The sequence below is a fragment of the Bifidobacterium choladohabitans genome (genome assembly GCF_016102005.1).
Taxonomy (GTDB): Bacteria; Actinomycetota; Actinomycetes; order Actinomycetales; family Bifidobacteriaceae; genus Bombiscardovia; species Bombiscardovia choladohabitans.
In genome coordinates this window covers 248,718-271,734 of record NZ_JACFPL010000001.1, presented here as the reverse complement: position 1 = coordinate 271,734, position 23,017 = coordinate 248,718, and the positions used below count along the sequence as shown (strand labels likewise).

Genomic DNA, 23,017 nt, shown 5'->3' with positions numbered 1-23,017 from the left:
TCAGGTTGTAGAAATTCCGGCAAGAAGCCTTTCGGACGGGCAGCGGCGGAATTCCCATGGCTAAACTGGGGCCCATGTGCGGAATCGTCGGTTATGCGGGATCGGTACGGACGGCCTGCGGCAGGCCCCTGGAGGTCTGCCTCAAGGGTCTGGAACGCTTGGAGTACCGGGGTTATGACTCGGCCGGAGTGGCCCTGGCTGCCCCTGGGATGGCGCGGGTGGCCGTGCGCAAGAAGGCCGGGCGCCTGGGCAACCTGATTGCAGATTTGAAGGCCAAGCCCATGCCCGAGGCCACGGTGGGTATCGGCCACACACGTTGGGCCACCAATGGCGAACCCACTGACGTCAACGCCCATCCCCACATCAGCCGTGACGGCAAGGTCGCGCTGATCCACAACGGGATCATCGAGAACGCCTCCAGGCTGCGGTTGGACCTGGAGGCCGAGGGGTACACCTTCGTATCCTCCACGGACACCGAGGTGGCCGCCAAGCTTTTGGGCAAGATCGCCCAGGAGATTATCGATGCCACCGGCCAGCCCGACATCTTCGAAGCCATCAGGCGGCTGGCCCGCATGCTCAAAGGAGCTTTCACCATCCTGGCCGTGGACTCAAGGCAGCCCGATCTGGTGGTGGGCATCCGACACGATTCACCGCTGGTGGTCGGCCTGGGGGACGGGGAGAACTACCTGGGATCCGATGTAGCGGCCTTCGTGGCCTATACCCGTCAGGCCATGGAGCTGGGGCAGGACCAGGCTGTCTGCATCAGCGCGGACCAGGTCCTGGTCACCGACTTCCAGGGGCATCCTGTGGAGCATCCCCGCCGCTACACCATTGATTGGGATGCTTCGGCTGCCGAAAAGGGCGGATGGGACTCCTTCATGGACAAGGAGATCCACGAGGACCCCGCGGCGGTCTCCAACACCCTGCTGGGCCGGTACGACGAGTCGGGCGACCTGGATCTGGATGAGGTCCACATCGATGAGGAGGTCTTCCGCCAGATCGACAAGATCATTGTCGTGGCCTGCGGAACGGCCTCCTACGCAGGGTTGGTGGCCAAGTACGCCATCGAGCATTGGGTTCGCATCCCGGTGGAGGTCGAGCTGGCCCACGAGTTCCGCTACCGTGATCCCATTCTGACCCCGCGCACCCTGGTCGTGGCCATCTCCCAGTCCGGGGAGACCATGGACACGCTGATGGCGCTTCGGCATGCGCGCGAACAGGGTTCACGGGTTCTGGCCATCTGCAACACCCAGGGGTCGACCATCCCCAGGGAGTCCGATGCCGTGCTCTACACGCACGCCGGCCCCGAGGTGGCTGTGGCCTCCACCAAGGCCTTCCTGGCCCAGATTGTGGCGGCCTACCTGCTGGGGCTCTACCTGGCCCAGGTCAAGGGAACCATGTACCGGGACGAGATCCACCAGACCATCGACAACCTCAAGGCCATGCCTGCCAAGATCCAAAAGGTGCTGGACAGCCAGGCCGAGGTCATCAGCCAGACGGCTCAGCGCATGTCCAAGGCCCGCTCCTTCCTCTTCCTGGGGCGGCATGTGGGCTATCCGGTGGCACTGGAGGGGGCGCTCAAGCTCAAGGAGATCGCCTACATCTTCACCGAGGGGTTCGCCGCCGGCGAGCTCAAGCACGGGCCCATCGCCCTGGTGGAGCCGGGTGAGCCCGTGGTGGTCATCGTCCCCAGCGCCCGGGGCCGTAATGTGCTGCACGACAAGGTCATCTCGGCCATCGAGGAGGTCAAGGCCCGCGGGGCCTTCACCATCGTCGTGGCTGAGGAGGGCGATCCGGATGCCGACCGCTATGCTGATGTGGTCTTTTGGCGGCCGCCCTGCCCGACCCTGCTCAGCCCTCTGGTGGATGTGGTCCCCCTGCAGTTGTTCGCCCTGGACATGGCCAGGCTCAAGGGTCTGGACGTGGACAAGCCCCGCAACCTGGCCAAGTCGGTCACTGTGGAATAGAGGCTGTCCATGGTCGTCGGGTCCGAGCAGCGGGGGCATCGGATCGTTCTGGATGAGCCCTTGATTCCCTTCGAACCCAGAGTCATCTACGAGGACCGTCGCATCATTGTGGTTGACAAGCCCCACTTTCTGGCTACCATGCCGAGGGGGATGTGGTACGCGGGCACCGTACTGATTCGAATGCGCCAGCTGTATGGGGAGCCCGACATCATACCCGCCCACAGGCTCGACAGGGCCACTGCGGGCGTGCTGGTCCTGGTGCGAGATCCGGCTGCCAGGCGGGCCTACCAGATGCTTTTCCAGGAGCATCGCGTGCGCAAGGTCTACCAGTGCCTGGCGCCGGTGCGACCCATGGTTCGCCCGCGGACCGGCATTGTGCGACGCCTGGATCCGCCTCGGGTCTTCCCGCTGGAGCGCCGCTCCAGGGTGATCAAACGCCGAGGGATTCTCCAGGCCTGGGAGGAGCGTGGACCGGTCAATGCCGTCACCAGGGTCGAGCTGACGGCGGGCCGGGGATGTCTGGCTATTTACACCCTCTATCCGCAGACCGGCAAGACCCATCAGCTTCGTGTGCACATGAACGCTCTGGGCCTGCCCATCGTGGGCGACGATCTTTACCCCAGAATCCAGACCCGGGCCTACGAGGACTTCTCCCGGCCACTGCAATTGGTGGCCCGTCGTCTGGAGTTCACCGACCCCTTCACCGGAGTTAAACGCATCTTCACCTCCTCCGTTCCCTTCGATTCTCAAGAAGAAGCCTGAACAGTCAGCCTGGTGGGACATAATGGTCAGGGGATACCGGAGCCGCGGGACGACGTGGACGCGGCAGGCATCCCCGTCCGAGGGTTGAGATGGACCAGGAGGTTCTACCCATGAGCAAACCGACAAGGCGGGCCTATCGATGGCCCAAGCATCTCAAGGGTCAGCAGTCCCTCTGGTACGGATGCGACTACAACCCCGACCAGTGGCCCGAGGATACATGGGATGAGGATGTCAGGCTGATGACCAAGGCAGGGGTCAATGTGGTGGCCCTGGCGGTCTTCTCCTGGTCGCGTATTGAGCCCAGCGAGGGCGTTTTCGACTTCGATTGGTTGGACCGGATCATCGACAAGCTTGGTCGTGCCGGCATCGGGGTCAACCTGGCCTCGGCCACGGCTTCGCCGCCGCTCTGGCTGACCCAGGCCCATCCCGAAATCCTGCTCAGGGACGAGCGAGGCGACACGGTCTGGCCCGGGGCCCGGCAGCACTGGCGGCCCACCTCGCCGATCTTCCGCTCCTACGCCTTGAAGCTCTGCCGGGCCATGGCCGAGCACTACCGGGACAACCCCTATCTGGTGGCCTGGCATGTTGGCAATGAGTATGGCTGTCACAATCGCTTCGACTATTCCGACGATGCCATGAGGGCCTTCCAACGCTGGTGTCGTCGCCGCTACAAGGACATCGACGCCGTCAACCGCACCTGGGGCACGGATTTCTGGTCACAGAAGCTGAGCGACTTCTCGCAGATTCTGCCCCCGCGTTTCATCGGCCAGGGGAATTTCCAGAATCCGGGCCGCATGCTGGACTTCGAGCGGTTCAGTTCCGACGCCCTCAAGGATTTCTACATGGCCGAGCGTGACACTTTGGCTGAGATCACCCCGGATATACCCTTGACCACCAACTTCATGGTCAGCGCCGGCGGATTTACCCTGGACTACGACGACTGGGGCAACCAGGTGGACTTTGTGGCCAATGACCACTACGCGACGCCAGGCAGGGATCATCTGGAGGAGCTGGCCTATTCCTCCAGCCTGGTGGACGCCATTGCCCGCCGACGTCCCTGGTGGCTTATGGAGCAGTCCACATCGGCGGTCAACTGGCGGCCGGTCAATCCCCGCAAGGAGCCTGGACAACTGGAGCGCGACTCCCTGGCTCACCTGGCACTCGGTGCTGATGCCATCTGCTACTTCCAGTGGAGGCAGTCCCGGGCCGGCGCGGAAAAGTTCCACTCGGCCATGCTGCCCCATGCCGGCGAGGACACGGCTGTCTTCCGCGATGTCTGTCAGCTGGGTGGGGACCTGCAGGGGCTCTCGCAGGCTGGTTTGGCTGGCACTTCGCTGGCCAAGGCGCCGGTGGCCTTGATCCTCGACTACGCAAGCCAGTGGGCCAGCTCCCACGCGTCCTCGCCCAGCGACCGGGTCGAACATGGCCAGGAGCCGCCGGTCTGGTACCGGGCCTTTCTGGACAACGCCATCCGGCCTGATGTCCTGCCGGTCAGGGCCGCCTGGGAGGAGTACCCGTTGGTGGTCCTGCCAGCCCTCTACCTGATTGACACTGATCTCTCCAAACGGTTGCACAAGTATGTCCATAGTGGAGGGCGGCTGATTGTCACCTGGGGCAGCGGTATCGCCGACGAGCAGGACCGCGTCTGGACCGGTGGGTATCCGGGGCCGCTTCGGGACCTGCTGGGGCTGTCGGTCGAGGAGTTCGCACCCATGGCTTCCGGCATGCCCGGTCTGCAGGACCATCTGGACCTGACCGACGGGGTCACCGCACACGATTGGGCCGATGTCATCGGCAACCTGGACAAGGACACCAAGGTCCTGGCAGGCTACCGGGCCGATCCCTGGACAGGGATGGATGGCATGCCGGCCATGACCGTCCATGATTGGGGTCATGGCAAGGCCGCCTACCTGGGCTGCCGTCTGGATGCCCGGGATCTGGCCAAGGTCCTTCCTGCCCTGTTGGAGGCCCTGGATGTGGCCGAAATGAGGTCGGCCCAGGGCGACCCCGATCTATTGAGAGTTGAGCGGGTCTGCAAGGATGATCGAACGCGTTTCGTCTTTCTGTTCAACCGGACCAGGCATCCGGTGCAGGTTCAGCTGGAAGGCCAGGTCCTGGTGGGTTCGCTGGCCAGCATCGCCGGGGACGGCAAGCAGGCCGATCTGCAGGTCAATGGTGCGCTGGTGCAGCGTGTGGTCGGCCATCGGCATTGAGCTGGTGAATCCTGTACATGCCGGTGAAGATCAGCTCGGGGTCGTAGACCTCGATCAGGTCGGTGTCCTCTGAGAAGGTACGACCCATGCCGCCCGTGGCCACTACGTGGAAGTCCCGGCCTATCTCGCTGCGGTACTGGCGGATGATCCGCTCCAGGCCGCCGAGGAAGTTGTAGTAGAGCCCGGCCTGCATGGCCGTCCTGGTGCCCGTGGCCATGATGGTCTGCGGACGGGTGATCTCCACCTGGGGCAGCTGGGCGGTCTGACCGGCAAGGGCCTGGGCCCCTGAGCGGATGCCCGGCACGATCAGGCCTGAGCGTATGGCGCCCTTGGCATCCACATAGTTGAAGGTGGTGGCCGTGCCGAAGTCGATGACCAGGACCGGCCCTCCGTAGCGGTGGAAGGCGCCCACGCAGTCGGCCAAGCAGTCGGCGCCCAGGGAGCGCGGGTCGTCCAATCGGATGTTCATGCCTGTCTTCACGCCGGGGCCGACCACCATGGGGTCGATGGAAAAGAAACGGATCAAGCAGGACCTCAAGGCGTGCATGACCGCAGGAGCCACCGAGGAGATGATGGCATCCTGCACATCCGCAGTCCTGTAGCCGGCCAGGGCCATGAGCTGTCCCAACAGAAGCCCGAACTCATCGGCCGTGTGATCGATCCTTGTGGTCAGTCTGTAGGAGGCGGCGACCCGGTCGCCCTCCATGAATCCGACCTCGATGTTGGTGTTGCCGATGTCGATGGCCAGCAGCATGTCTTTTCCTCCCTGCCGTCGTCCGGGCGCGTGGCGCTTTCCGAATCCATCCTAAGCGCATAAGCCCAGGTGATGGCTTCGGGGAGTATGCTGGTGGGCGGTGATCGACCAGAACGGCGGTCAACCGCAGCATAAGGATTTGTCAATGAATGCAGATCGACACGGCACGCATGCCCACGGCAGCGTGACCGCAACAGATACAGACGCGGCCCAGGAGTCGGGAGCCAGCACCGATCCCGAACTCAACGCCAGGATCAGGCCCATGAGGTCGGGTGGCAACACCCTGCCCTGGAAGTTGCTCAGCCTCCTGCTGGCTCTGGCCTTGGCTCTCTCCCTGTGGACCGGGCATCGCGGAGCCGTAGGTCAGGCCGAGGGAGGAATCTTGGCGGACACGGTCACGGTGGGGCTCAAGCTGGCTCCCACCAACTTGGACATCCGCAACCAGTCGGGCACGGCGCTGGATCAGCTTCTGATCGGCAACGTCTATCAGGGCCTGGTGTCACGGGATTCCCGGAACCGGGTGCGTCCGGGCCTGGCCAGGACCTGGGATGTCTCCGAGGACGGGCTGGTCTACACCTTCCACCTGCATGAGGGCATCCGTTTCTCCAACAATCATGCTCTTCGGGCCCAGGACGTGGTCGACTCCATACGCGGGCTTATGGCAGGCCACTATCAGGGTAGCGAGATGCTGGAGGGTTTCCAGGGCGTTGATGCCACGGATCCGCTGACGGTGCGTCTGACGCTGTCCAGGCCCTACCAGGACCTGCTCTGGCAGCTGAGCGGCCGGGCTGGCCTGGTCTTTGACCGGCGGGCCCATTACGACATGAAGACCCAAGCCGTGGGTTCCGGTCCATATCTGCTGGAAAGCTTCCGCCCAAACGACTCGGTCACGCTCAAGGCCGATCCGCATTACTGGGGCAGCGACAAGCCTAAGACGCCAACCATCGTCATCCGTTACCTCAATGACGACAATGCTGCCGTCAACGCCCTGCGCAGCGGGGATGTGCAGGTCCTGGCTCCGGTCACTGAGAATCTGGCCAGCCCCTTCCGGAACAGTCCCAATTTCCAGGTCAAGGCGGGCAATGACACCGACAAGTACGTCCTGGCCATGAACGGCAAGGGCGCCGCCACATCCGACCCGCGGGTGCGGAAGGCCATCCGCCATGCCATCGACCATCGGCAGCTGATTGCCTCCCGGGGCGGATCGGACAGTGCCCTGGGTGGGCCCATACCCTCCCTGGATCCCGGCTATCGGGATCTGACCGGGCTCTACCCCCACGATCCGGAGCAGGCACGGAGGCTTCTGGCCCAGGCCGGGTACGGTCCCGAGCACCGGCTCAAGCTTCGGCTGACCTACGCCAATACCTATGGCAGCGAGTTGGGCGATCAGTTGCGCTCGCAGCTGCGTCAAGTGGGCATCGACCTGGATGTCAGGGTGGTGGAGTTCTCGGTCTGGCTCCAGGACGTGCATGCCAACAAGGACTACGACCTGTCTCTGGTGGATCATGGCGAGAGCCACGACTTCCATCAGTGGGCCAACCCCGGCTACTACTACAACTATGACAATCGTCAGGTCCAGGAGCTCTATAGGCAGGCCATGGCCACGACCTCCGCCGATGACTCCGACAGGCTCCTGGCCCAGGCCGCACGGATTGTCAGCAGCGATGCGGCGGCGGACTGGCTCTTCAACTACCGGGTGACCACGGCCTGGCGGACGGGGCTGGAGGGCTTCCCGGTCGACCTGAACCAGTCCCTCATGCCCTTGTCCGACCTGATCTACAGGCGAGGATGACCATGGCCAGATTCCTGATGCGCCGTCTGGTGCTCTTCATCTTGGCACTGATGGGCATCTCCCTGCTGATCTTCCTGGCCCTGCGTATCCTGCCAGGGGATGTGGCCGCCGTCATGGCCGGGCTGGATGCCCCGCCTGAGCGGGTCGACCGGCTGCGTCGGCAGATGGGCCTGGACCGCTCCTATCCCCGGCAGTATCTGGATTGGATCAGCGGCTTTCTGCAAGGGGACCTGGGCAGGTCCATTCTGACCAACCGTTCCATCGCCTCCCAGGTGGGTATCCGGGCCCAGATCACTTTCCCGCTGATTCTTTTGGGACTGGGCATGGCCCTGCTGCTGGGCATCCCCCTGGGTTGCGCAGCCGCCCTGGCGCGCTCGCCGCGGATGCAGTCCTTCAGCCACATGGCAGCCATCGTGGGCGGATCAGTACCGGCCCTCTGGTCAGGACTGCTGCTGATCATGCTCTTCGCCAAGGGAAGCGGCCTGATTGGTTTGCTGCCCTCCCAGGGCTTTCCTGCTCTCGGCTGGGCTCAGCCTGGGCAGGCCTTGGCAGCTTTGATTCTGCCCGCTCTGTCCACCGGAATCATCGTGGGCGCTGGCATCATGCGGTACACCCGCTCTCTGCTGGGCGACATGCTTTCTTCGGGGTATGTGGACATGGGCATGGCCTGCGGGATGACGCGAACCCAGGCCGCCCTGCGGATCGGTCTGCGGCTGGCTTCCCCCCAGCTGGTCTCGGTGATTGGGCTGACCATGGCCGAGATGGTCACCGGGGTCATGGTCAGCGAGAACCTGTTCGCCCTGCCGGGACTTGGCTCCATGCTGGTCACTGACGTGGGCAACCGGGATCTTCCGGCCGTTCAGTCCGAACTGCTTCTTCTGGCGGCCTTCTTCCTCTTCCTGGGACTGCTGGTGGACGTTGTCCATAGGCTGATCGATCCGCGTTTTCGAGGTGTGGCCAGGCAGGAGGTGGCTGACTGATGAGCTGGGAGCATACAGACAGGCCTCGCTTGGGATTGAAGGCCGCCTTCCCCGGCCGACTGGGATTCCTCGGGCGGATGCGGGTGGTGCTGGTCAGCATGTGGTGCAAGGCCTCGGGGCGGTACTCGCTGATTGTTCTGGCCATATGGATCCTGGTCTCCCTGGTCTCCAGGTTCTGGACCCCGGTCCCTATCTGGACCACCGACGGGTACCGGATCTGGCAGGCCCCCAGCCGCACCCACCTTCTGGGAACGGATGGTACCGGAGCAGACATCCTCTCCTGGCTGATGGCGGGGTCGGCAACCAACCTGGTCATCAGCCTTCTGGCGGTCATCCTGTCGGGCGTATTGGGGCTTCTTCTGGTCATGGCCATGGTCTCGCGCAGTTCTGGAGTATCGCAGACGGTCGTGGTCCTGGTAGATGCCCTGATTTCCCTGCCCACGGTTCTGCTGGCCCTGATTCTGGCCGTCCCCCTGGGACCCAGCATCGCCGTGGTCGTCGTGGCCTGCGGATTCGGCTACGGACTCAACCTGGCCCGGATTGTAAGGCCCCAGGCGCTCCTGGCGGCAGAGTCGGACTACGTGCAATCCGCCCGGCACAGCGGGGTCGGGTCCTTCAGAATCTTCTGCACCCATCTGGTGCCCAACATCATTCCGGTCCTGTGCGTGCAGCTTTCCATGTCGGCGGGGACCTCCGTTCTGGCTGAAGCAGGGTTGACCTACCTGGGGGTGGGTGTTCCATCCGGCCTGCCCTCCTGGGGGCACTCGCTGACCACCTCGGTCAAGTTCATCAACGTCTTTCCGCTGACCGTGCTCTGGCCTGGCCTGGTGGTCACCATGGTTGTGGTGGCGCTGAACCTGTTCGGTGATGCCTTGCGTGATGCCATCGATCCGGTCACCAACCCCAGGTTCAGGGTCGCCGTGGCTGCCTCCGGACGATCCGCTCTCCAGTCTGAGCGCCAGACACCTTCTGCGCAATCGGATGACTCCGGTCATCACGTCGAGAATGCGATCCATACAGGCGAAGGAGGTCGATGATGTCGCTGGTTATTGACGGCCTAGGTCTGTCCATCGGTGGTCGCACCATTCTTGACCGGGTGAACCTCAGGGTGGCGGACGGTCAACGGGTCGGCCTGATCGGCTCCTCGGGCTCCGGAAAGTCGATGATCGCCCGCAGCGTTCTGGGTACCGCACCACTGACGGCCTCCCTGTCCGGCTCCATTCTGGTGGACGGGCTCCAGATTCTTGGTTCCGATGACCGGTCCCTGGCGGACCTGCGCGGTTCCCGGATGGGCATGATCTTTCAGAATCCTTCCACGGCCCTGAACCCGGTCAAAAAGGTCTACAGCCAGGTGGAGCTCCCTCTTCGCCGCCACTATCGCCTGAGCGCCCAGGAAAGGCGCAGACGGGTCATGGAGATATTGCAACAGGTCGGGTTGGATGCGGATCTGGCTGGCTCCTATCCGCATGAGCTGTCCGGGGGTCAGCAACAGCGGGCGGCTATAGCCACGGCCCTCGTCACCAAGCCAAGACTGATACTGGCAGACGAGCCCACCACAGCCCTGGATGCCATCACCCAGCGGCAGATTGTGGACTTGCTGGTCTCCCTGGTCGACCAGAGCGGGGCCTCCCTCCTGTTCATCACCCATGACTTCTCCGTCCTGGCCCGGGTTGCTGATTACTGCTACATCCTTGACGCGGGCCGAGTGGTGGAAAGCGGGCAGACGCAGAGCATTCTGCGCGACCCATCCAGTCCACAGGGCAGGACCCTGGTGAGGGCGGCCAGAGAATTGACGCTGCGCGCGGATGGAGGCAAGCATGAGGACGACTGATGGTGCACAGGTCGACCCGATCCTGGTCGGGAAGGGCCTGACCAAGGTCTATGCTCCCGCCGGAAGCGGCATGGCTCGAAAGGCCGCGGTTGACGGAATCGATGTCTCCCTCCTGCCAGGGGAGTGCCTGGCGATCATAGGGGAGTCCGGTTCAGGGAAGACCACGCTTTCCCGCCTGCTTCTAGGGCAGTTGAGGCCTGATGGCGGACAGGTGATGTATCAGGGCAGACCGGTTCTCCACGGTTCTCCGGCCGCCAAGGCGCTTGCCCGGGACTCTGCTCTGGTCTTTCAGAATCCCTTTGCCTCCCTCGACCCCCGGTGGACCATTGGCCGGTCAGTCGCTGAGCCTCTTCTGGCTGCCAGACGCAGGGGGAGCGGGCACCTATGGCATCGTCGTCAGGGTGGGACAGACCTTGCTGAGCGGGTGGCCGAGGTCTTGTCAAAGGTTCAGCTTGATCCGTGCAGGATCATGACGGCTTATCCCTCGGATCTGTCTGGAGGCCAGGCTCAGCGGGCGGCCATAGCCCGGGCCCTGATCGTCAAGCCCCGGATACTCTTGGCCGATGAGCCCATGAGCGCCATCGATGTCTCGGCACGCGTCGGGATCCTCCATACCCTTCAATCCATCATGACCCAGTCCAGGCAGCGGAGTGATTTGTCAAGTGGCATGTCCATGATCATCATCTCCCATGATCTGGGCGTGGTCCAGAACATAGCAGACAGGGTCATGGTGCTCGTCCAGGGGAAGGTGGTGGAGGAGGGTCCGGTGAAAGCCATCCTCAATCATCCCAGGCAGTCCTATACCCGGCAGTTGCTGGCAGCTGCAACCCTGTAGGTATCCGTCTTTGTCAGGCAATCGGAATACCAGTCATCGATAGCTGCCCGTGATCCAAGGATACGACCTTCTGGATTGGCTACCGGGGAATCGTGAAGCTCGGAGACGATCGACCACATGGTCGTTCGCCCACTGCTTGACTCCTGCCGGGGCAATAGACTGGGGAACCATGGTGGACATCCAGGATGCAGGGCAGGCGCTGAAGCGGTATTTCGGATATGAGTCCTTTCGCCCGGGTCAGGAGGATCTGGTCAAGGCCATCCTGAATGGGCGGGACTGCCTGGGTGTTATGCCGACCGGGGCCGGCAAGTCCATCTGCTATCAGATTCCTGCCACCCTCCTGGACGGTCTGACCATCGTCATCTCTCCCTTGGTCTCCCTGATGAAGGACCAGGTGGACGGGCTGGAGGATGCCGGCATCCCGGCTTCCTTCGTCAATTCCACCCAGGATATGGATGAGCAGTCCCTGGCCCTGGCTCAGGCTGCCCAGGGACGCAGCAAGATCCTCTACGTGGCCCCCGAGCGGCTGGATGCCCCCAGGTTCAGAGATTTCGCCCAGCATACGAAAATCTCCCTGCTGGCAGTGGATGAAGCCCACTGCGTATCCCAGTGGGGTCAGGACTTCCGCCCTGCCTACTTGGGCATCGGCGACTTCATCAGGTCCCTGCCTAACCGGCCCACGGTGGCGGCCTTCACCGCTACGGCGACCGAGAAGGTCCGGCGCGATATCGTATACATGCTGGGTCTGAACGATCCTTACGTAGCAGTGACGGGATTCGACAGGCCCAACCTTTTCTTCGACGTGATCAAGCTGGAGAGCAAATACAAGAATCGCTGGGTGGTCCGGTACGCCCTGAAGCATGGAGACGATTCGGGCATCGTTTACTGCGCCACCCGCAAGGAGACCGAAGCCCTGGCGGATGATCTGACCAAGGCCGGTGTCAGCGCTGTCAGCTATCACGCTGGCATGGATACCCAGGACAGGGAGCAGGCGCAACGGGACTTCGTCAACGACAAGGTGCAGGTGGTCGTGGCCACCAACGCCTTCGGTATGGGCATCGACAAGTCCAATGTGCGCTATGTCATTCATCACAACATGCCTGAGAGTATCGAGGCCTACTACCAGGAGGCAGGCAGGGCGGGACGCGACGGCGAGCCCGCCAGATGCTCACTGCTGTGGAACGAGAGCGACATCGTCACCCGCAGGCGCCTGCTGGACATGGACAACGGCAATGACAGACTGACCGGTGAGCAGGCCGAAGCGGTCAGGGCCGAACACCGGCGTCTGCTCAACGTCATGATCGGCTACTGCAGGACCACCGGCTGCCTTCACCAGTACATGCTGCGGTACTTCGGTGAGGAGGTGGACCAGGCTGCCGCGGGTCTTTCGCCTGCCGAGGCCGACAAGGGCAAATCAGTCCCGGTCGGGCATCCCGACACGGGCAGCGGCGGCTGTCAGAACTGTTCCAACTGTCTGAGCACCTTCACGACCATCGACGTCAGCGACGTGGCCCGTGCCATCAGCAGGTGTGTGCATGATGTGAACCAGGGGTTCGGCTCCGGCAAGATCGCCCAGATCCTTCGGGGTTCGCGCTCGCAGGACCTTCTTCGGCGCGGGCTGGATAGGTGCCCCAGCTATGGCGCTCTGGCCCAGGTTCCAGAGGCGCGGATTCGCGACGTGCTCAACCAGATGGCCTCGGACGGGTATCTGTATATCACCGAAGGACGGCTGCCCATGGTCCATTTCGGGCCCAAGGCCGCGCAGACGGTCAGTCCGGACTTTCACTACGAAATCAAGCGGACGGAACGACCACGTGCCTCGGGCAAGGTCTTCGGCGGCAGATCCTCTTCAACAAACGACGATGATGGTCTCGACCAGGCCGGTGCAAGCGATGCCAGCCCAGAGGATGAGGAACTTTTCCAGAAGCTGCGCGATCTGCGGACCAGCATAGCCCGCAAGATCGGCAAGCCTCCCTACATCGTCTTCTCCGACAAGGCACTGCGAAATATGTGTCGCCTTCGGCCCGTCGATGATGCGACCTTCCTGGCTGTCAACGGAGTGGGGCAGCACAAGCTGGAGCAGTATGGGCCCCAGTTCATGGGGGTCATCTCAGAGTTCTCGGCCAGAAAAGCAGTGAATGTGGTCATGGGTGCCGCCGGATCTGATAGGTAGGTCGGCCTACCATGAGATATACATGACTTCATCAAGGTTGCCTTTCATACCGGGCGCCCGACAGGAAAGGAAATAACAATGGCTGACAAACCTATTGTAGAGAGCTTCCAGCTGGATCACACCAAGGTCAAGGCGCCCTACGTTCGTCTGATCGACGAGGAAAAGGGTCCCCAGGGAGACATCATCTCCAACTATGATCTGCGCCTGGTCCAGCCCAACCAGAACGCCATTCCAACTGCAGGCCTGCACACCATCGAGCACACCATCGCCGTGCTCCTGCGCGAGCGCATCCCCGGCTACATCGACTGCTCTCCCTTCGGTTGCCGGACGGGCTTCCACCTGCTCGCCTGGGGCCGTCATTCAACCGAGGATGTGGCCAAGGCACTGAAGGAGTCGCTGGAGTTCATCGCCGAAAAGGCCACCTGGGACGACGTACCCGGCACCGAGATCACCTCATGCGGCAACTACCGCGACCATTCGCTCTTCTCGGCCAAGCAGTGGAGCCGTGACATCGTCGCTGCCGGCATCAGCTCCGATCCTTACGAGCGCAAGCTGGTCTGAGCGCTGACAGACAAACAACCGGGCCTGAGGAAGGGTGGGTTCCCTTCCTTAAGCCCGGTTCAATGAAGAGACGAAAGCTCAACTACGCAGTATGGTTTCGATCTGTTTCATCTGGTCGTCATCAATCTGCATGGCAGGTTCGCGGATGCGTGTGCTGATGGGCAGACCCTGCAGTCGCACGGCTCCCTTGATGGCCGATACGAACAAATCCGCAGTGTCGTAAATTGCCATCAAGTGGTTGATGCGTCGGGCCTTGTCTAGCGCAGTCCGGTAATCGCCCTCTTGATAGGCCCGATGCATGGCAACGAAGGTTTCCGGCTCCACGTTGGTCAGGCCCGATAAAACACCGTTGCCTCCGCAAATGCGGTTGACCATATAGTATTCGTCGAATCCAGAGAACACCGAGAACTCAGGGCTGACACGTCTGACTGCTGATACGACCCGACGTGTGTGGCTGATTGTGTCCACCGTGTCTTTGATGCCAACGATGTTTGGACATTCCTGAGCCAGTCTCGCGACCAACTCCGGTGAGCAGTCGTTACCTGTACGAGCAGGGAAGTTGTAGAGGATCACCGGTACAGCCGAGGCCTGGGCGATGCTGATGAAATATCGGTAAGCGGTCGGTTCCGAAGGACCGAAATAATAGGGACTGACAGCCACCACGGCATCGGCGCCGATTTGTCCAGCAAACTTGGTCAGATCCATAACCCGGTCCATGTCAGTGTCGCCTACTCCGACGAATACTTTCATGCGCCCCCGTATATGGTCGACGGCGAATTGCAGGGCTGAGCGCTTCTCTTGGAGATCATAGGCATAGAACTCGCCGATGCTTCCGAACAGGAGCACCCCATTAATGCCAGCCTGGATCAGATGGTCCAGATGTCGTCCCCACAGGTCGGTGTCGATGACTCCTTGATCGTCGCTGACGGTTATCGATGGGCAGAATATTCCCTCGAATTTGGCTGATGATGTGCTCATGTTCACCCTTTCACAGTAAGCATATCGGCATCGATCCCATAGGCCCTCATGGCATTGTGCTTGAAGAAGTCCTCATCAGGGCCAAAGATGTCCAGCATCAGTTGCCAGTGTTCCCTGAGTGAGGAGTGCACGGTGACGACCGGCCAGTTGGAGGCATAGAGGATCCTATCCGGGGGAAATGTGTCTCTGACGAAGGCGACGATATCGCGATCGACCGGCAAGTCGCCTGACACCTTGATATAGCAATGCGGCAGGGCCGCCATGGCCTGCATGGCCTTTCTGCAGGCCGGCGACAAGTCGGGCATGTTGCCCAGATGGTCCATGATGACAGTCAGGGAAGGAACCTGAGAGAAAGCCTGAGCCATGTCCGGCAGTTCTACCCCCCGGTTGCATAGCTCAAAGGGCAGGCCCTTATCAGCCATGGCGCGGAGCCCAGCGATGAAGGAGGGTTCCATGCAACGGCCGCGAGGGGCAGAGTCAGTATGCAGTGGCTCTCTGATGCCCGTAGCGTTGATGGGCACTCTCATATAGGGCCCTACCTGGGCTCGGAGCATTCGGGCAAGGATTTTGGGGTCATTGTTCTCATAGACCAAGCGGTCCTCTAACAGGGGGTCATCCGAGTCTACTTCCACATAGACTCCGCCCAGAAATTCCGCTCCCAGCTGCTCGTACTCGTTTTCGAGCTCATGAAGGGGAAAGCTTCGGTTCAGTAAGGGCATTCCGTCCAGCCAAGGCAGATGCTGCCGCTCAAGATCCCACATATGGAAGTGAGCATCGATGACCTGTAGTTGTCGTGTCATGTCAGGCTCCCTGCTTAAGACCTATGCGGCACCCACGGAAGGCATACCAGGCGATGTAGAGGAATCCGGGCACGGTCACCAGCATGGCGATTTCGATGCCCATGGCATCCTGAATGGCACCCAGCAGCAGCGGGATCAGGGCTGCTCCGACAATACTCATGACCAGCGCCGAAGAGCCGGTCTTGGCATCGTTGCCCCTGATGCCCTTGAGCGTCAGCGAGAAGATGGTGGGGTAGCCGATTGATATGAACAGATAGGCAACCAGGAAGCAAATGACCGAGAATCGTCCCAGACCTAGGAATACCAGAACCATCAGCACGGCTGTGATGCACATGTAGATGCCCAGTATCTTGCCGGCATCGAATTTGGTCATTAACGGAGTGGTCAGGAACCGCCCAAGGGTGAACAGTAGCGACAGCAAGGCCAACAGTGTGGCAGCCAGACCGGCGGTGATGCCGGCGCCCCAGTGTTTGAGGGCATAAGCGGAGAACATGGCCATGCCTGCCACCTGCAAGCCGATAAAAATGAACTCGGCAATCACGCCCAGTACGAAGTAAGGGCGTTTCAACAGACTTGAGGTGCCGGAACCGGTGCCAGTTTCCCCCTCCTGCTCGTCATCGCCGGGCGGTGTTGGCAGTTTGAAGACGATGAAGACAGCTAACACCAGCAGCAGGACGATGCCGATGACGATATAGATCATTCTGGTATCAGACAGGAACTTGACCTTGGCTTGCTCAAAGCCCGGCTCTTTTGGGGTCAGGGTTTTGGACAGGACTCTGCCCAAAATCAGAGGCCCTACCACGTTGCCGACGCCGTTGAAGCTCTGTGCCAGATTGAGTCTGAAGGATTCGCCTTTTTCGTCGCCCAGCTTGGTGACATAAGGGTTGCAGTTGGTCTCCAGCGAGGAGGCTCCCAGCGCTACCACGAACATGGCGAATAAGAAGAGTCCGTAGCTGGCCATATTTGTGGCTGGCACCACGATGAATGCTCCAACCGCGAACAGTATCAGTCCGGAAATGACCCCGCCCTTGTAGCCGAAGCGCTTGGAGATGATTCCTGCTGGGATGGCCATGACGAAGTAGGCTCCGTAGTAGGCCACCTGCAGCAGCGATGCCTGGGTGCTGTTCAGCTCCATGTAGTTGCTGAATGGGCTGTTGAGGGCGTTGACCAGATTCATGGTCAATCCCCAGATGAAGAAGAGTCCGATGACCAGGGTTATGGCGACAGTGGCCTTGGACCCGCCCTTGTTTCGTGTATTTGTATTTTCCATGGCAGAGCTCAATTCAGTGCCCGGTCCAGGTGGACGTATCCGCCATCGACGAACACCCATTGGCCGGTGGTGTGTGATGCGCGATCAGAGAGCAGGAAAGTGGCGGTGTTCCCGATCTCCTCGGGTGTGGTCATGCGATGTTCCAGAGGAATCTTGTCTGTGATGACTGAGAGACGGGCCTGCTGGGCCTTTTCATCGCCAAAGGTCTTGATCCAGTCGGCATAGAGCGGGGTCCAGCATTCCGAGACCACGATGGCGTTCACTCGTACGTCATCGTGCACCAAGGCCGCAGCCCATTCTCTGGTCAGGCCCAGAACTCCGCCCTTGGCTGCCGCGTAGGCGCTGGTCTTGCCCTGACCGGTCACGGCGGTTTTGGAGGTGATGTTGATGACGGATCCGTGGCTTTCCTTGAGGTAGGCACAAGAGGCATGCATGAGCTCGTAGTAGTGGGTGAGATTGCCGTGTACGGAACGCTCGAACTCCCGCCAGTCAGTGGTTTCCAAAGCTTTGTTGTCGTTGACTCCAGCGTTGTTGACTATGCCATCGATATGGCCGAATTCCTTGTGTACCTGCTCCACAATGGGGGCTATGCCGTCGGTGTCATTCAGATCCAAAATGAAGGTCCGGTAGGTATCGGTATAGGCCTCGATGTCTTTGCAGAACTGGTCCCTGGCTGACTCGTCACGGTCTATGACTGCGGTTATGGCGCCCTCCTGGGCCAGTTGTAGGGTTATGCCCCTGCCGATGCCCTTGAAGCCACCGGTGATGATGAATACCTTGTTCTTGAGATGCAAATCCATGAGAACTCCTTTGTCTATATGGATGGATGATTTGTTAGAGGTCCAGTGATTGGACCGGATTTTGATTGAGGTGGCCCGAGGTCACTTCTGATGGAGGTAGCGCTGTGCAGTCTCCACGGTCATTTCAGCCCCATTGCCGGGAGCGGTCGGTGCCTGATACATGCCTTGGCTGATACGCACGGGGTTCACGAAATATTCGTGCTGGTTGTCTACGTATTCGATCATTCGGCCCTGTGTGGTGCAGGAGACGGCTGCGTAGTCGAACATGGCGAAGTGGCAGACCATCTCGCACAATCCGACCCCGCCGGCGTGGGGGCAGACTATCTTGTGGAACTTGCGAGCCAGAAGGTATTCCAGAACTATCTCCTGGGGGCCTGCCACTCTGGTGGCGTCGATCTGCATGATGCCGAAGGCGTTAGCCTGCAGGAATTGCTTGAACATGATGCGGTTCTGCATCTGTTCGCCGGTTGCCACGGGGATGGGATTGATGGCCCTGGCAATGGTTGCGTGGCCGATGATGTCGTCGGGGCTGGTGGGCTCTTCGACCCATGCCAGGTCGAAGTCATGGAAATGGTTGATCCAATCAATGGCTTGCGGGACATCCCAGACCTGATTAGCGTCGACGGCCAGGCGGACGTCGGGACCGATGGCATCCCTGGCCAGTCCCAGGCGGCGTATGTCATCATCGAGGTTCTGGCCCACCTTGAGCTTGATCTGCTTAAAGCCCTTTTCCTGCGTCTCCCGTTTAGCGATCTCCACCATTTTTTCGTCGCTATAGCCAAGCCAGCCTGGTGCTGTCGAATAACCGGGGTACCCGTGCTGGCGAATGTCCTCGATGCGCTCCTGCTTGCCGGATTGCCCATCCTTGAGGATGTCTATGGCCTCCTCGGGGCGCAGGGCGTCAGACAGATATCGAAAGTCCAATGTGCTGACAAGATCCTCAGGATCCATTTCAGCCAGCAGCAACCACAAGGGTTTTCTCGCCCTTTTGGCTTTCATGTCCCAAAGGGCGCTCAGCAGTGCGCCAATGGCCATGTGCTCGACTCCCTTTTCGGGCCCCAGCCAGCGCAGCTGTGAGTCATGGACCAATAGGTCCCAGGCCAGACCCATGCTGTCCAGCAGACGTTCAACCTCTAGGCCATGCAGAGTCTCTCCTATGGAATCTATGGCTCTGCAAACAACATCGTTGCCTCGTCCGATGGTGAAGACCAAACCACAGCCTTTGATCCCGTCGTCAGCCGAGGTGTGTATTTCCACATAGGCGGCTGAATAGTCGGGGTCCTTGTTCATGGCATCCGATCCTGACAGGGTCAGAGAAGTGGGAAAACGAAAGTCATACGTTTTCACCGCAGTGATAGTACTCATCGTGGCTCCTTTGCCAATCTTGTGAACGTATACGTCAGTATAGGCGCAGAAATAGAAATTTGAAAATTAAGAATATAAAAATTCTAAATCCAGCGTGGGTACTATTGCAGCTTCGTTGGTTACGATAAGTGGGTAATGGAAAGGATGCACATGGCCAGACAGGAACCCGGCAATCCGCACGTCGGCGCTATAGCCGAGCAGCTCGGCATCTCAGCGTCGACCGTCTCCAAGGTGATTAACGGTCGACCGGGTGTGGCGGCAAAAACCCGTCGGAGAGTCGAAAAGGCTTTAGCCGATCAGGGCTATGCGCATCCGCTCGTCAGTACCAAAATCGCCCAGACCATTGAACTTGTGGTGGATTATATCGCCAACAATGGCACCATCGAGATGATACGCTATGCCTCAAAGTGGGCTTTGGATGCCGGTCTGGCTCTGACGGTGACACAGACTGACCACCAGCGGCGTGCCGAGGAATGTCTGAGGGGGATCATTGATCGAAACCCGCTGGGTGTGATCACTCAGATGTCCTCCATAGACCAGGAGGGCAAGAACGTGCTCAAAGCAAGGGGTATCCCCTTGGTGGCGGTCGATCCGGTGGACTTGGTCAGCGATGAGGACATGAGCATAACGCTCGACAATTGGACTGGCGGATACCAAGCGGCCAAATGTCTTCTGGATGCCGGACACCGGTGCATAGGCGTCATCGCTGGACCGGCGAATGTGCAATCCGCGCAAGCCAGACTTGCAGGATACCGAGCAGCACTGGCAGCCATCGGTGCCAGCCTGCCGTCGGGTATGGTTCAGCAGGGAGACTATCTGCCTGACAGAGGGTACCAAGCTGCCTGTGATCTGCTGGACCGTGCTCATCGTCCGACTGCGATTCTGGCATGCAACGACTTGACAGCCGTCAATATCTACAGAGCAGCGCGCGAACGTGGACTGGAGCCCGGGCGGGACCTGTCTGTGGTCGGATTCGACAACGTCTATCCATCCTCTTATCTGATGCCTTCACTTACCACGGTGGACCAGCCATTTGATTTGATGGCCAGGATGGCGGTGGGAATGATTCTTGATGCACGCCAAGGCAAGGAGTTCCAGCGGCATGTGGTCATGCCAACTCGACTGGTCAGCCGACACAGCGTGGTCAATCTGACCCGTGCCCGTCATCTGCGCTCGGAAAGTCGGGTTCAAGAGACCGCACAATAGCCCAAACTATTCCCCGATTCGCTCAATGCGTACTCACTTCGTGACAGCTTCCTGATGGATACACTCGTACTTCGGCAATCGCGGGGGCGGGTTTTGCCCCTGCCGCACCGGTCGAGAAAGAGGTAGCCACAGTGAGCAGGTACGCGATGGAAACTGCACGTTGGATCCGTCATGCCACCATGGACGACTTTGAGGCGATCATGCCCGTCTACGCCTACGCCAGAAAGCGGATGGCCGAGACCGGCAACCCCCGTCAGTGGGGGGACAAGTACCCCCTGCCCGAACGCATCCGCGAGGACATCGCCGGGGGTCACACCATGCTCTTGGTTGACGATGCAGCTGGTATGGATCAAATCCCTGAGGATCCCGTCTACCCTGAACCTGAGTTGGACGAGCACAAGGGCAGTCACGAGCGCATCATCGGCGTCTTCGCCCTCTTCCATGACCCGGAACCCGATTATAAGGTCATTGATGGCAGCTGGCTTGACGACCGGCCCTATACCACCATCCATCGGGTGGCTGCCTCGGGACTGGGGCGTCACGCGGCCGGGGACCTGCTTGACTGGAGCATGCGCCGGTACGAGAATATCCGCGCCGACACGGGACTGAAGAACTATGCCATGCAGCACATCCTGGAGACCCATGGCTTCACTCGCTGCGGCAACATCATCATGCCTGAGAACAAGGAGATCGAGAACGTGCGGGTGGCCTACCAGCGGCACGATCGGCCCCTTGACCTGGCTGAGCGCGAAAGAGCCGCCAGGCGCCTGATCGCCGTCTGAGGGCGGGTGCCGACCGTCGCAGCGGCGTCGCACAATGGAGCCATGACTTTGAGTGCAGCACCGGCATGGCAGTTCTCCGGGCCCGAGGGCCAGCGGCATTACGAGCAAGCTCTTCGGGCCTATCCTGGGCAGATCATCGTGGACTTGCGGACCTTGAAGGCCAATATGGCCACCCTGGTTAAGCTGGTTCATTCCACGAACCCCGGTGCTGCAGTCATGGGTGTGGTCAAGGCCGATGCTTACGGCCATGGGCTCATCCCTGTTGCCCTGGCTGCACTGGCTGGCGGGGCCACCTGGCTGGGCACGGCCCAGTCCAGCGAGGCCCTGCGTCTGCGTCGTGCAGGCATCGGCCCCGACCGTTCCCGGATTCTGTCTTGGATGTTCAACGGGGATCGCGCCCCCTTCGATCAGCTGATTCAGGCTGACATCGACCTGGGTGTTGGTTCCCTGAAGACCATGGACATGGCGGCGCAGGCGGCAGATCAGGTCGGCAGGCCTGCCCGCGTCCACATCAAGGTGGACACCGGCTTCGGACGCAACGGTTTTACTCCCGAAACCTTCGGGGATGCCCTGCGCGAGCTCTCCCGTCTGGCCGCCCAGGGTCTGTTGGAGCCTGTGGGGCTTTTCAGCCACCTGGCGGTGGCCGACATGCCTGGCGTGGACGAGTTCGTGTCGTCCACTGACGAGCAAATCGCCCTCTTCGAGGAGTTCTCCGATAGGATGACGGCCGCAGGTATGAAACCCGAAATCCGGCATTTGGCCAATACCGCTGCCACACTCACCCGTCCCGGGATACGTTACGACCTGACCCGTCCGGGCATCGGCCTGTATGGATACGAGCCCGATCCCTCCATGGGGGTTTCGGCCGATTATGGTCTGCGTCCGGCAATGACCCTTCAGGCCCAGCTGGGCACCGTCAAGGACATGCCGGCCGGTCATGGCGTATCCTATGGACGCACCTATCTGACACAGCAGCCGACAAGCACGGCCATCATGCCCCTGGGCTACGCCGACGGAATCCATCGGTCAGCCTCGGGCTTCGACCGGGAGGGTGCTATAGGCCGAGAGCACTTGGGCGGCCCCGTCCGTCTGATGACTCTTCAAGGGCCCAGGTTGGTTCGCGTCGCTGGCAGGGTCTGCATGGACCAGTGTGTACTTGATCTAGAAGGCATGGCCTCTGACTTGGGAGTGCGCGAGGGCGATACCGTTGTTCTCTTTGGGCCAGGCCAGGGGGAGGATCGGGCTGAGCCAACTGCTGATGACTGGGCCCGGGCCGCCGACACCATCAGCTATGAGGTCTTCACTTGCCTGCGTAGTAGGATTCCACGGCTCTACCTGGGCGTGCATGATGTGGTCAACCCCTCCGACCTGCACCTGATTGCCCCTGAATCGATTCTTTGAGACCACGATTTTGAGACCACTATCACAGGTCGAACCCAGGCTTGGGGCCTTGTCAAGGGGCAATATAAGTGGTGAGATGAGGTTATGACTACATATTCAGGAAATGAACCAAGCAATATCTCATACACAGCCGTAGCTGACATCACCGGTGGCCGTGAGGGCCATGCGGACAGCCACGAGCCCGATCTCTCCCTGGACCTGGACACACCCAAGGCCATGGGGGGCAAGGGCCAAGGCACCAACCCCGAGCAGCTCTTCGCCATCGGTTGGGGCGCCTGCTTCCAGGGAGCCATGGGACTGGCCGGCAAGGAGTTGCGCGTGCCGGCCACCAAGCTGGCCCAGAGCAGGGTACGTACCCATATCTCCCTTGGCGACCAAGGCGAGTCCTTCGGTATCAAGGCTCTGATCGAGGTCTGCCTGCCCGGCGTCGATCGTGATCTGGCCACCCGCCTGGTGGAACGCACCCAGGAACTCTGCCCCTACTCCAAGGCCACGGCGGGCAATGTGCCCACTGAAGTGGTGGTCGTGGACAATCTGGACTGAACGG

Annotated in this window: 20 protein-coding genes; 14 read left to right on the top strand and 6 right to left on the bottom strand. The window is 60.8% G+C overall.

Annotated features, from left to right (window positions below):
* Positions 1 to 74: 74 nt before the first annotated feature.
* The 3 genes from glmS (at position 75) to H3S97_RS01105 (ending at position 4,942) form a co-directional block, all read left to right on the top strand.
* Complete coding sequence (gene glmS / locus H3S97_RS01115) at positions 75 to 1,967, top strand: glutamine--fructose-6-phosphate transaminase (isomerizing) (RefSeq protein WP_198177628.1); 1,893 nt, start codon at positions 75 to 77, stop codon at positions 1,965 to 1,967.
* A gap of 9 nt (positions 1,968 to 1,976) precedes the next feature.
* A complete protein-coding gene (locus tag H3S97_RS01110; RefSeq protein WP_198187371.1) occupies positions 1,977 to 2,729 on the top strand; it encodes a pseudouridine synthase in 753 nt (250 codons plus the stop codon).
* A gap of 110 nt (positions 2,730 to 2,839) precedes the next feature.
* A complete protein-coding gene (locus H3S97_RS01105) occupies positions 2,840 to 4,942 on the top strand; it encodes a beta-galactosidase (RefSeq protein WP_198219387.1) in 2,103 nt (700 codons plus the stop codon).
* Here the strand turns inward: H3S97_RS01105 and H3S97_RS01100 are convergent.
* Positions 4,899 to 5,696: a type III pantothenate kinase gene (locus H3S97_RS01100; RefSeq protein WP_198187369.1), complete on the bottom strand. Its 798-nt coding sequence runs from the start codon at positions 5,694 to 5,696 to the stop codon at positions 4,899 to 4,901. The genes H3S97_RS01105 and H3S97_RS01100 overlap by 44 nt on opposite strands.
* Before the next feature lie 145 nt (positions 5,697 to 5,841).
* Here H3S97_RS01100 and H3S97_RS01095 point away from each other — a divergent pair, with 145 nt between their 5' ends.
* The 7 genes from H3S97_RS01095 (at position 5,842) to H3S97_RS01065 (ending at position 13,868) form a co-directional block, all read left to right on the top strand.
* Complete coding sequence (locus H3S97_RS01095) at positions 5,842 to 7,488, top strand: ABC transporter substrate-binding protein (protein WP_198219386.1); 1,647 nt, start codon at positions 5,842 to 5,844, stop codon at positions 7,486 to 7,488.
* A 2-nt stretch (positions 7,489 to 7,490) separates the two neighbouring features.
* The gene (locus H3S97_RS01090) at positions 7,491 to 8,468 is read left to right on the top strand and encodes an ABC transporter permease (RefSeq protein WP_198219385.1); all 978 of its coding nucleotides are present in this window, start codon (positions 7,491 to 7,493) and stop codon (positions 8,466 to 8,468) included.
* Between the two features lie 77 nt (positions 8,469 to 8,545).
* Entirely contained in the window at positions 8,546 to 9,505 is a 960-nt protein-coding gene (locus H3S97_RS01085; RefSeq protein WP_232356243.1) for an ABC transporter permease, read from the top strand.
* A complete protein-coding gene (locus H3S97_RS01080) occupies positions 9,505 to 10,299 on the top strand; it encodes an ABC transporter ATP-binding protein (protein WP_198219650.1) in 795 nt (264 codons plus the stop codon). Before H3S97_RS01085 ends, H3S97_RS01080 begins: the two co-directional genes overlap by 1 nt.
* Positions 10,286 to 11,134 (top strand): ABC transporter ATP-binding protein, encoded by an 849-nt coding sequence (locus tag H3S97_RS01075; RefSeq protein ID WP_198219384.1) that lies wholly within the window; start codon positions 10,286 to 10,288, stop codon positions 11,132 to 11,134. Before H3S97_RS01080 ends, H3S97_RS01075 begins: the two co-directional genes overlap by 14 nt.
* Positions 11,135 to 11,303: 169 nt before the next feature.
* The gene (locus tag H3S97_RS01070; RefSeq protein ID WP_198219383.1) at positions 11,304 to 13,307 is read left to right on the top strand and encodes a RecQ family ATP-dependent DNA helicase; all 2,004 of its coding nucleotides are present in this window, start codon (positions 11,304 to 11,306) and stop codon (positions 13,305 to 13,307) included.
* A gap of 78 nt (positions 13,308 to 13,385) precedes the next feature.
* Positions 13,386 to 13,868 carry an S-ribosylhomocysteine lyase gene (locus H3S97_RS01065; RefSeq protein ID WP_029678668.1) on the top strand — a complete coding sequence of 161 codons (483 nt, stop codon included), beginning with the start codon at positions 13,386 to 13,388 and terminating at the stop codon, positions 13,866 to 13,868.
* A 78-nt stretch (positions 13,869 to 13,946) separates the two neighbouring features.
* On the opposite strand, the gene H3S97_RS01060 is transcribed toward H3S97_RS01065, so the two are convergent.
* The 5 genes from H3S97_RS01060 to H3S97_RS01040 all read right to left on the bottom strand — a co-directional run bounded on the left by H3S97_RS01060 (position 13,947) and on the right by H3S97_RS01040 (position 19,081).
* Complete coding sequence (locus tag H3S97_RS01060) at positions 13,947 to 14,846, bottom strand: dihydrodipicolinate synthase family protein (protein ID WP_198219382.1); 900 nt, start codon at positions 14,844 to 14,846, stop codon at positions 13,947 to 13,949.
* A 2-nt stretch (positions 14,847 to 14,848) separates the two neighbouring features.
* The gene (locus H3S97_RS01055; RefSeq protein WP_198219381.1) at positions 14,849 to 15,646 is read right to left on the bottom strand and encodes an amidohydrolase family protein; all 798 of its coding nucleotides are present in this window, start codon (positions 15,644 to 15,646) and stop codon (positions 14,849 to 14,851) included.
* 1 nt (position 15,647) lies between these two features.
* Positions 15,648 to 16,916 carry an MFS transporter gene (locus tag H3S97_RS01050; RefSeq protein ID WP_045935611.1) on the bottom strand — a complete coding sequence of 423 codons (1,269 nt, stop codon included), beginning with the start codon at positions 16,914 to 16,916 and terminating at the stop codon, positions 15,648 to 15,650.
* Between the two features lie 8 nt (positions 16,917 to 16,924).
* Positions 16,925 to 17,716, bottom strand: coding sequence for an SDR family oxidoreductase (locus H3S97_RS01045; protein ID WP_045924701.1), 792 nt, complete (start codon positions 17,714 to 17,716; stop codon positions 16,925 to 16,927).
* Between the two features lie 81 nt (positions 17,717 to 17,797).
* On the bottom strand, positions 17,798 to 19,081 hold the full coding sequence (locus H3S97_RS01040; protein ID WP_198219380.1) for an enolase C-terminal domain-like protein: 1,284 nt from the start codon (positions 19,079 to 19,081) through the stop codon (positions 17,798 to 17,800).
* Positions 19,082 to 19,231: 150 nt separating this feature from the next.
* Between H3S97_RS01040 and H3S97_RS01035 the strand changes: the two genes are divergently transcribed.
* From H3S97_RS01035 to H3S97_RS01020, 4 genes are all read left to right on the top strand, one after another.
* Positions 19,232 to 20,287: a LacI family DNA-binding transcriptional regulator gene (locus H3S97_RS01035; protein WP_198219379.1), complete on the top strand. Its 1,056-nt coding sequence runs from the start codon at positions 19,232 to 19,234 to the stop codon at positions 20,285 to 20,287.
* A 146-nt stretch (positions 20,288 to 20,433) separates the two neighbouring features.
* Positions 20,434 to 21,069, top strand: a complete 636-nt coding sequence (locus tag H3S97_RS01030; protein ID WP_198219378.1) for an N-acetyltransferase — start codon at positions 20,434 to 20,436, stop codon at positions 21,067 to 21,069.
* Positions 21,070 to 21,111: 42 nt separating this feature from the next.
* A complete protein-coding gene (gene alr / locus H3S97_RS01025) occupies positions 21,112 to 22,470 on the top strand; it encodes an alanine racemase (protein ID WP_198219377.1) in 1,359 nt (452 codons plus the stop codon).
* 84 nt (positions 22,471 to 22,554) lie between these two features.
* Positions 22,555 to 23,013 (top strand): Ohr family peroxiredoxin, encoded by a 459-nt coding sequence (locus tag H3S97_RS01020; protein ID WP_198177425.1) that lies wholly within the window; start codon positions 22,555 to 22,557, stop codon positions 23,011 to 23,013.
* Positions 23,014 to 23,017 lie beyond the last annotated feature (4 nt).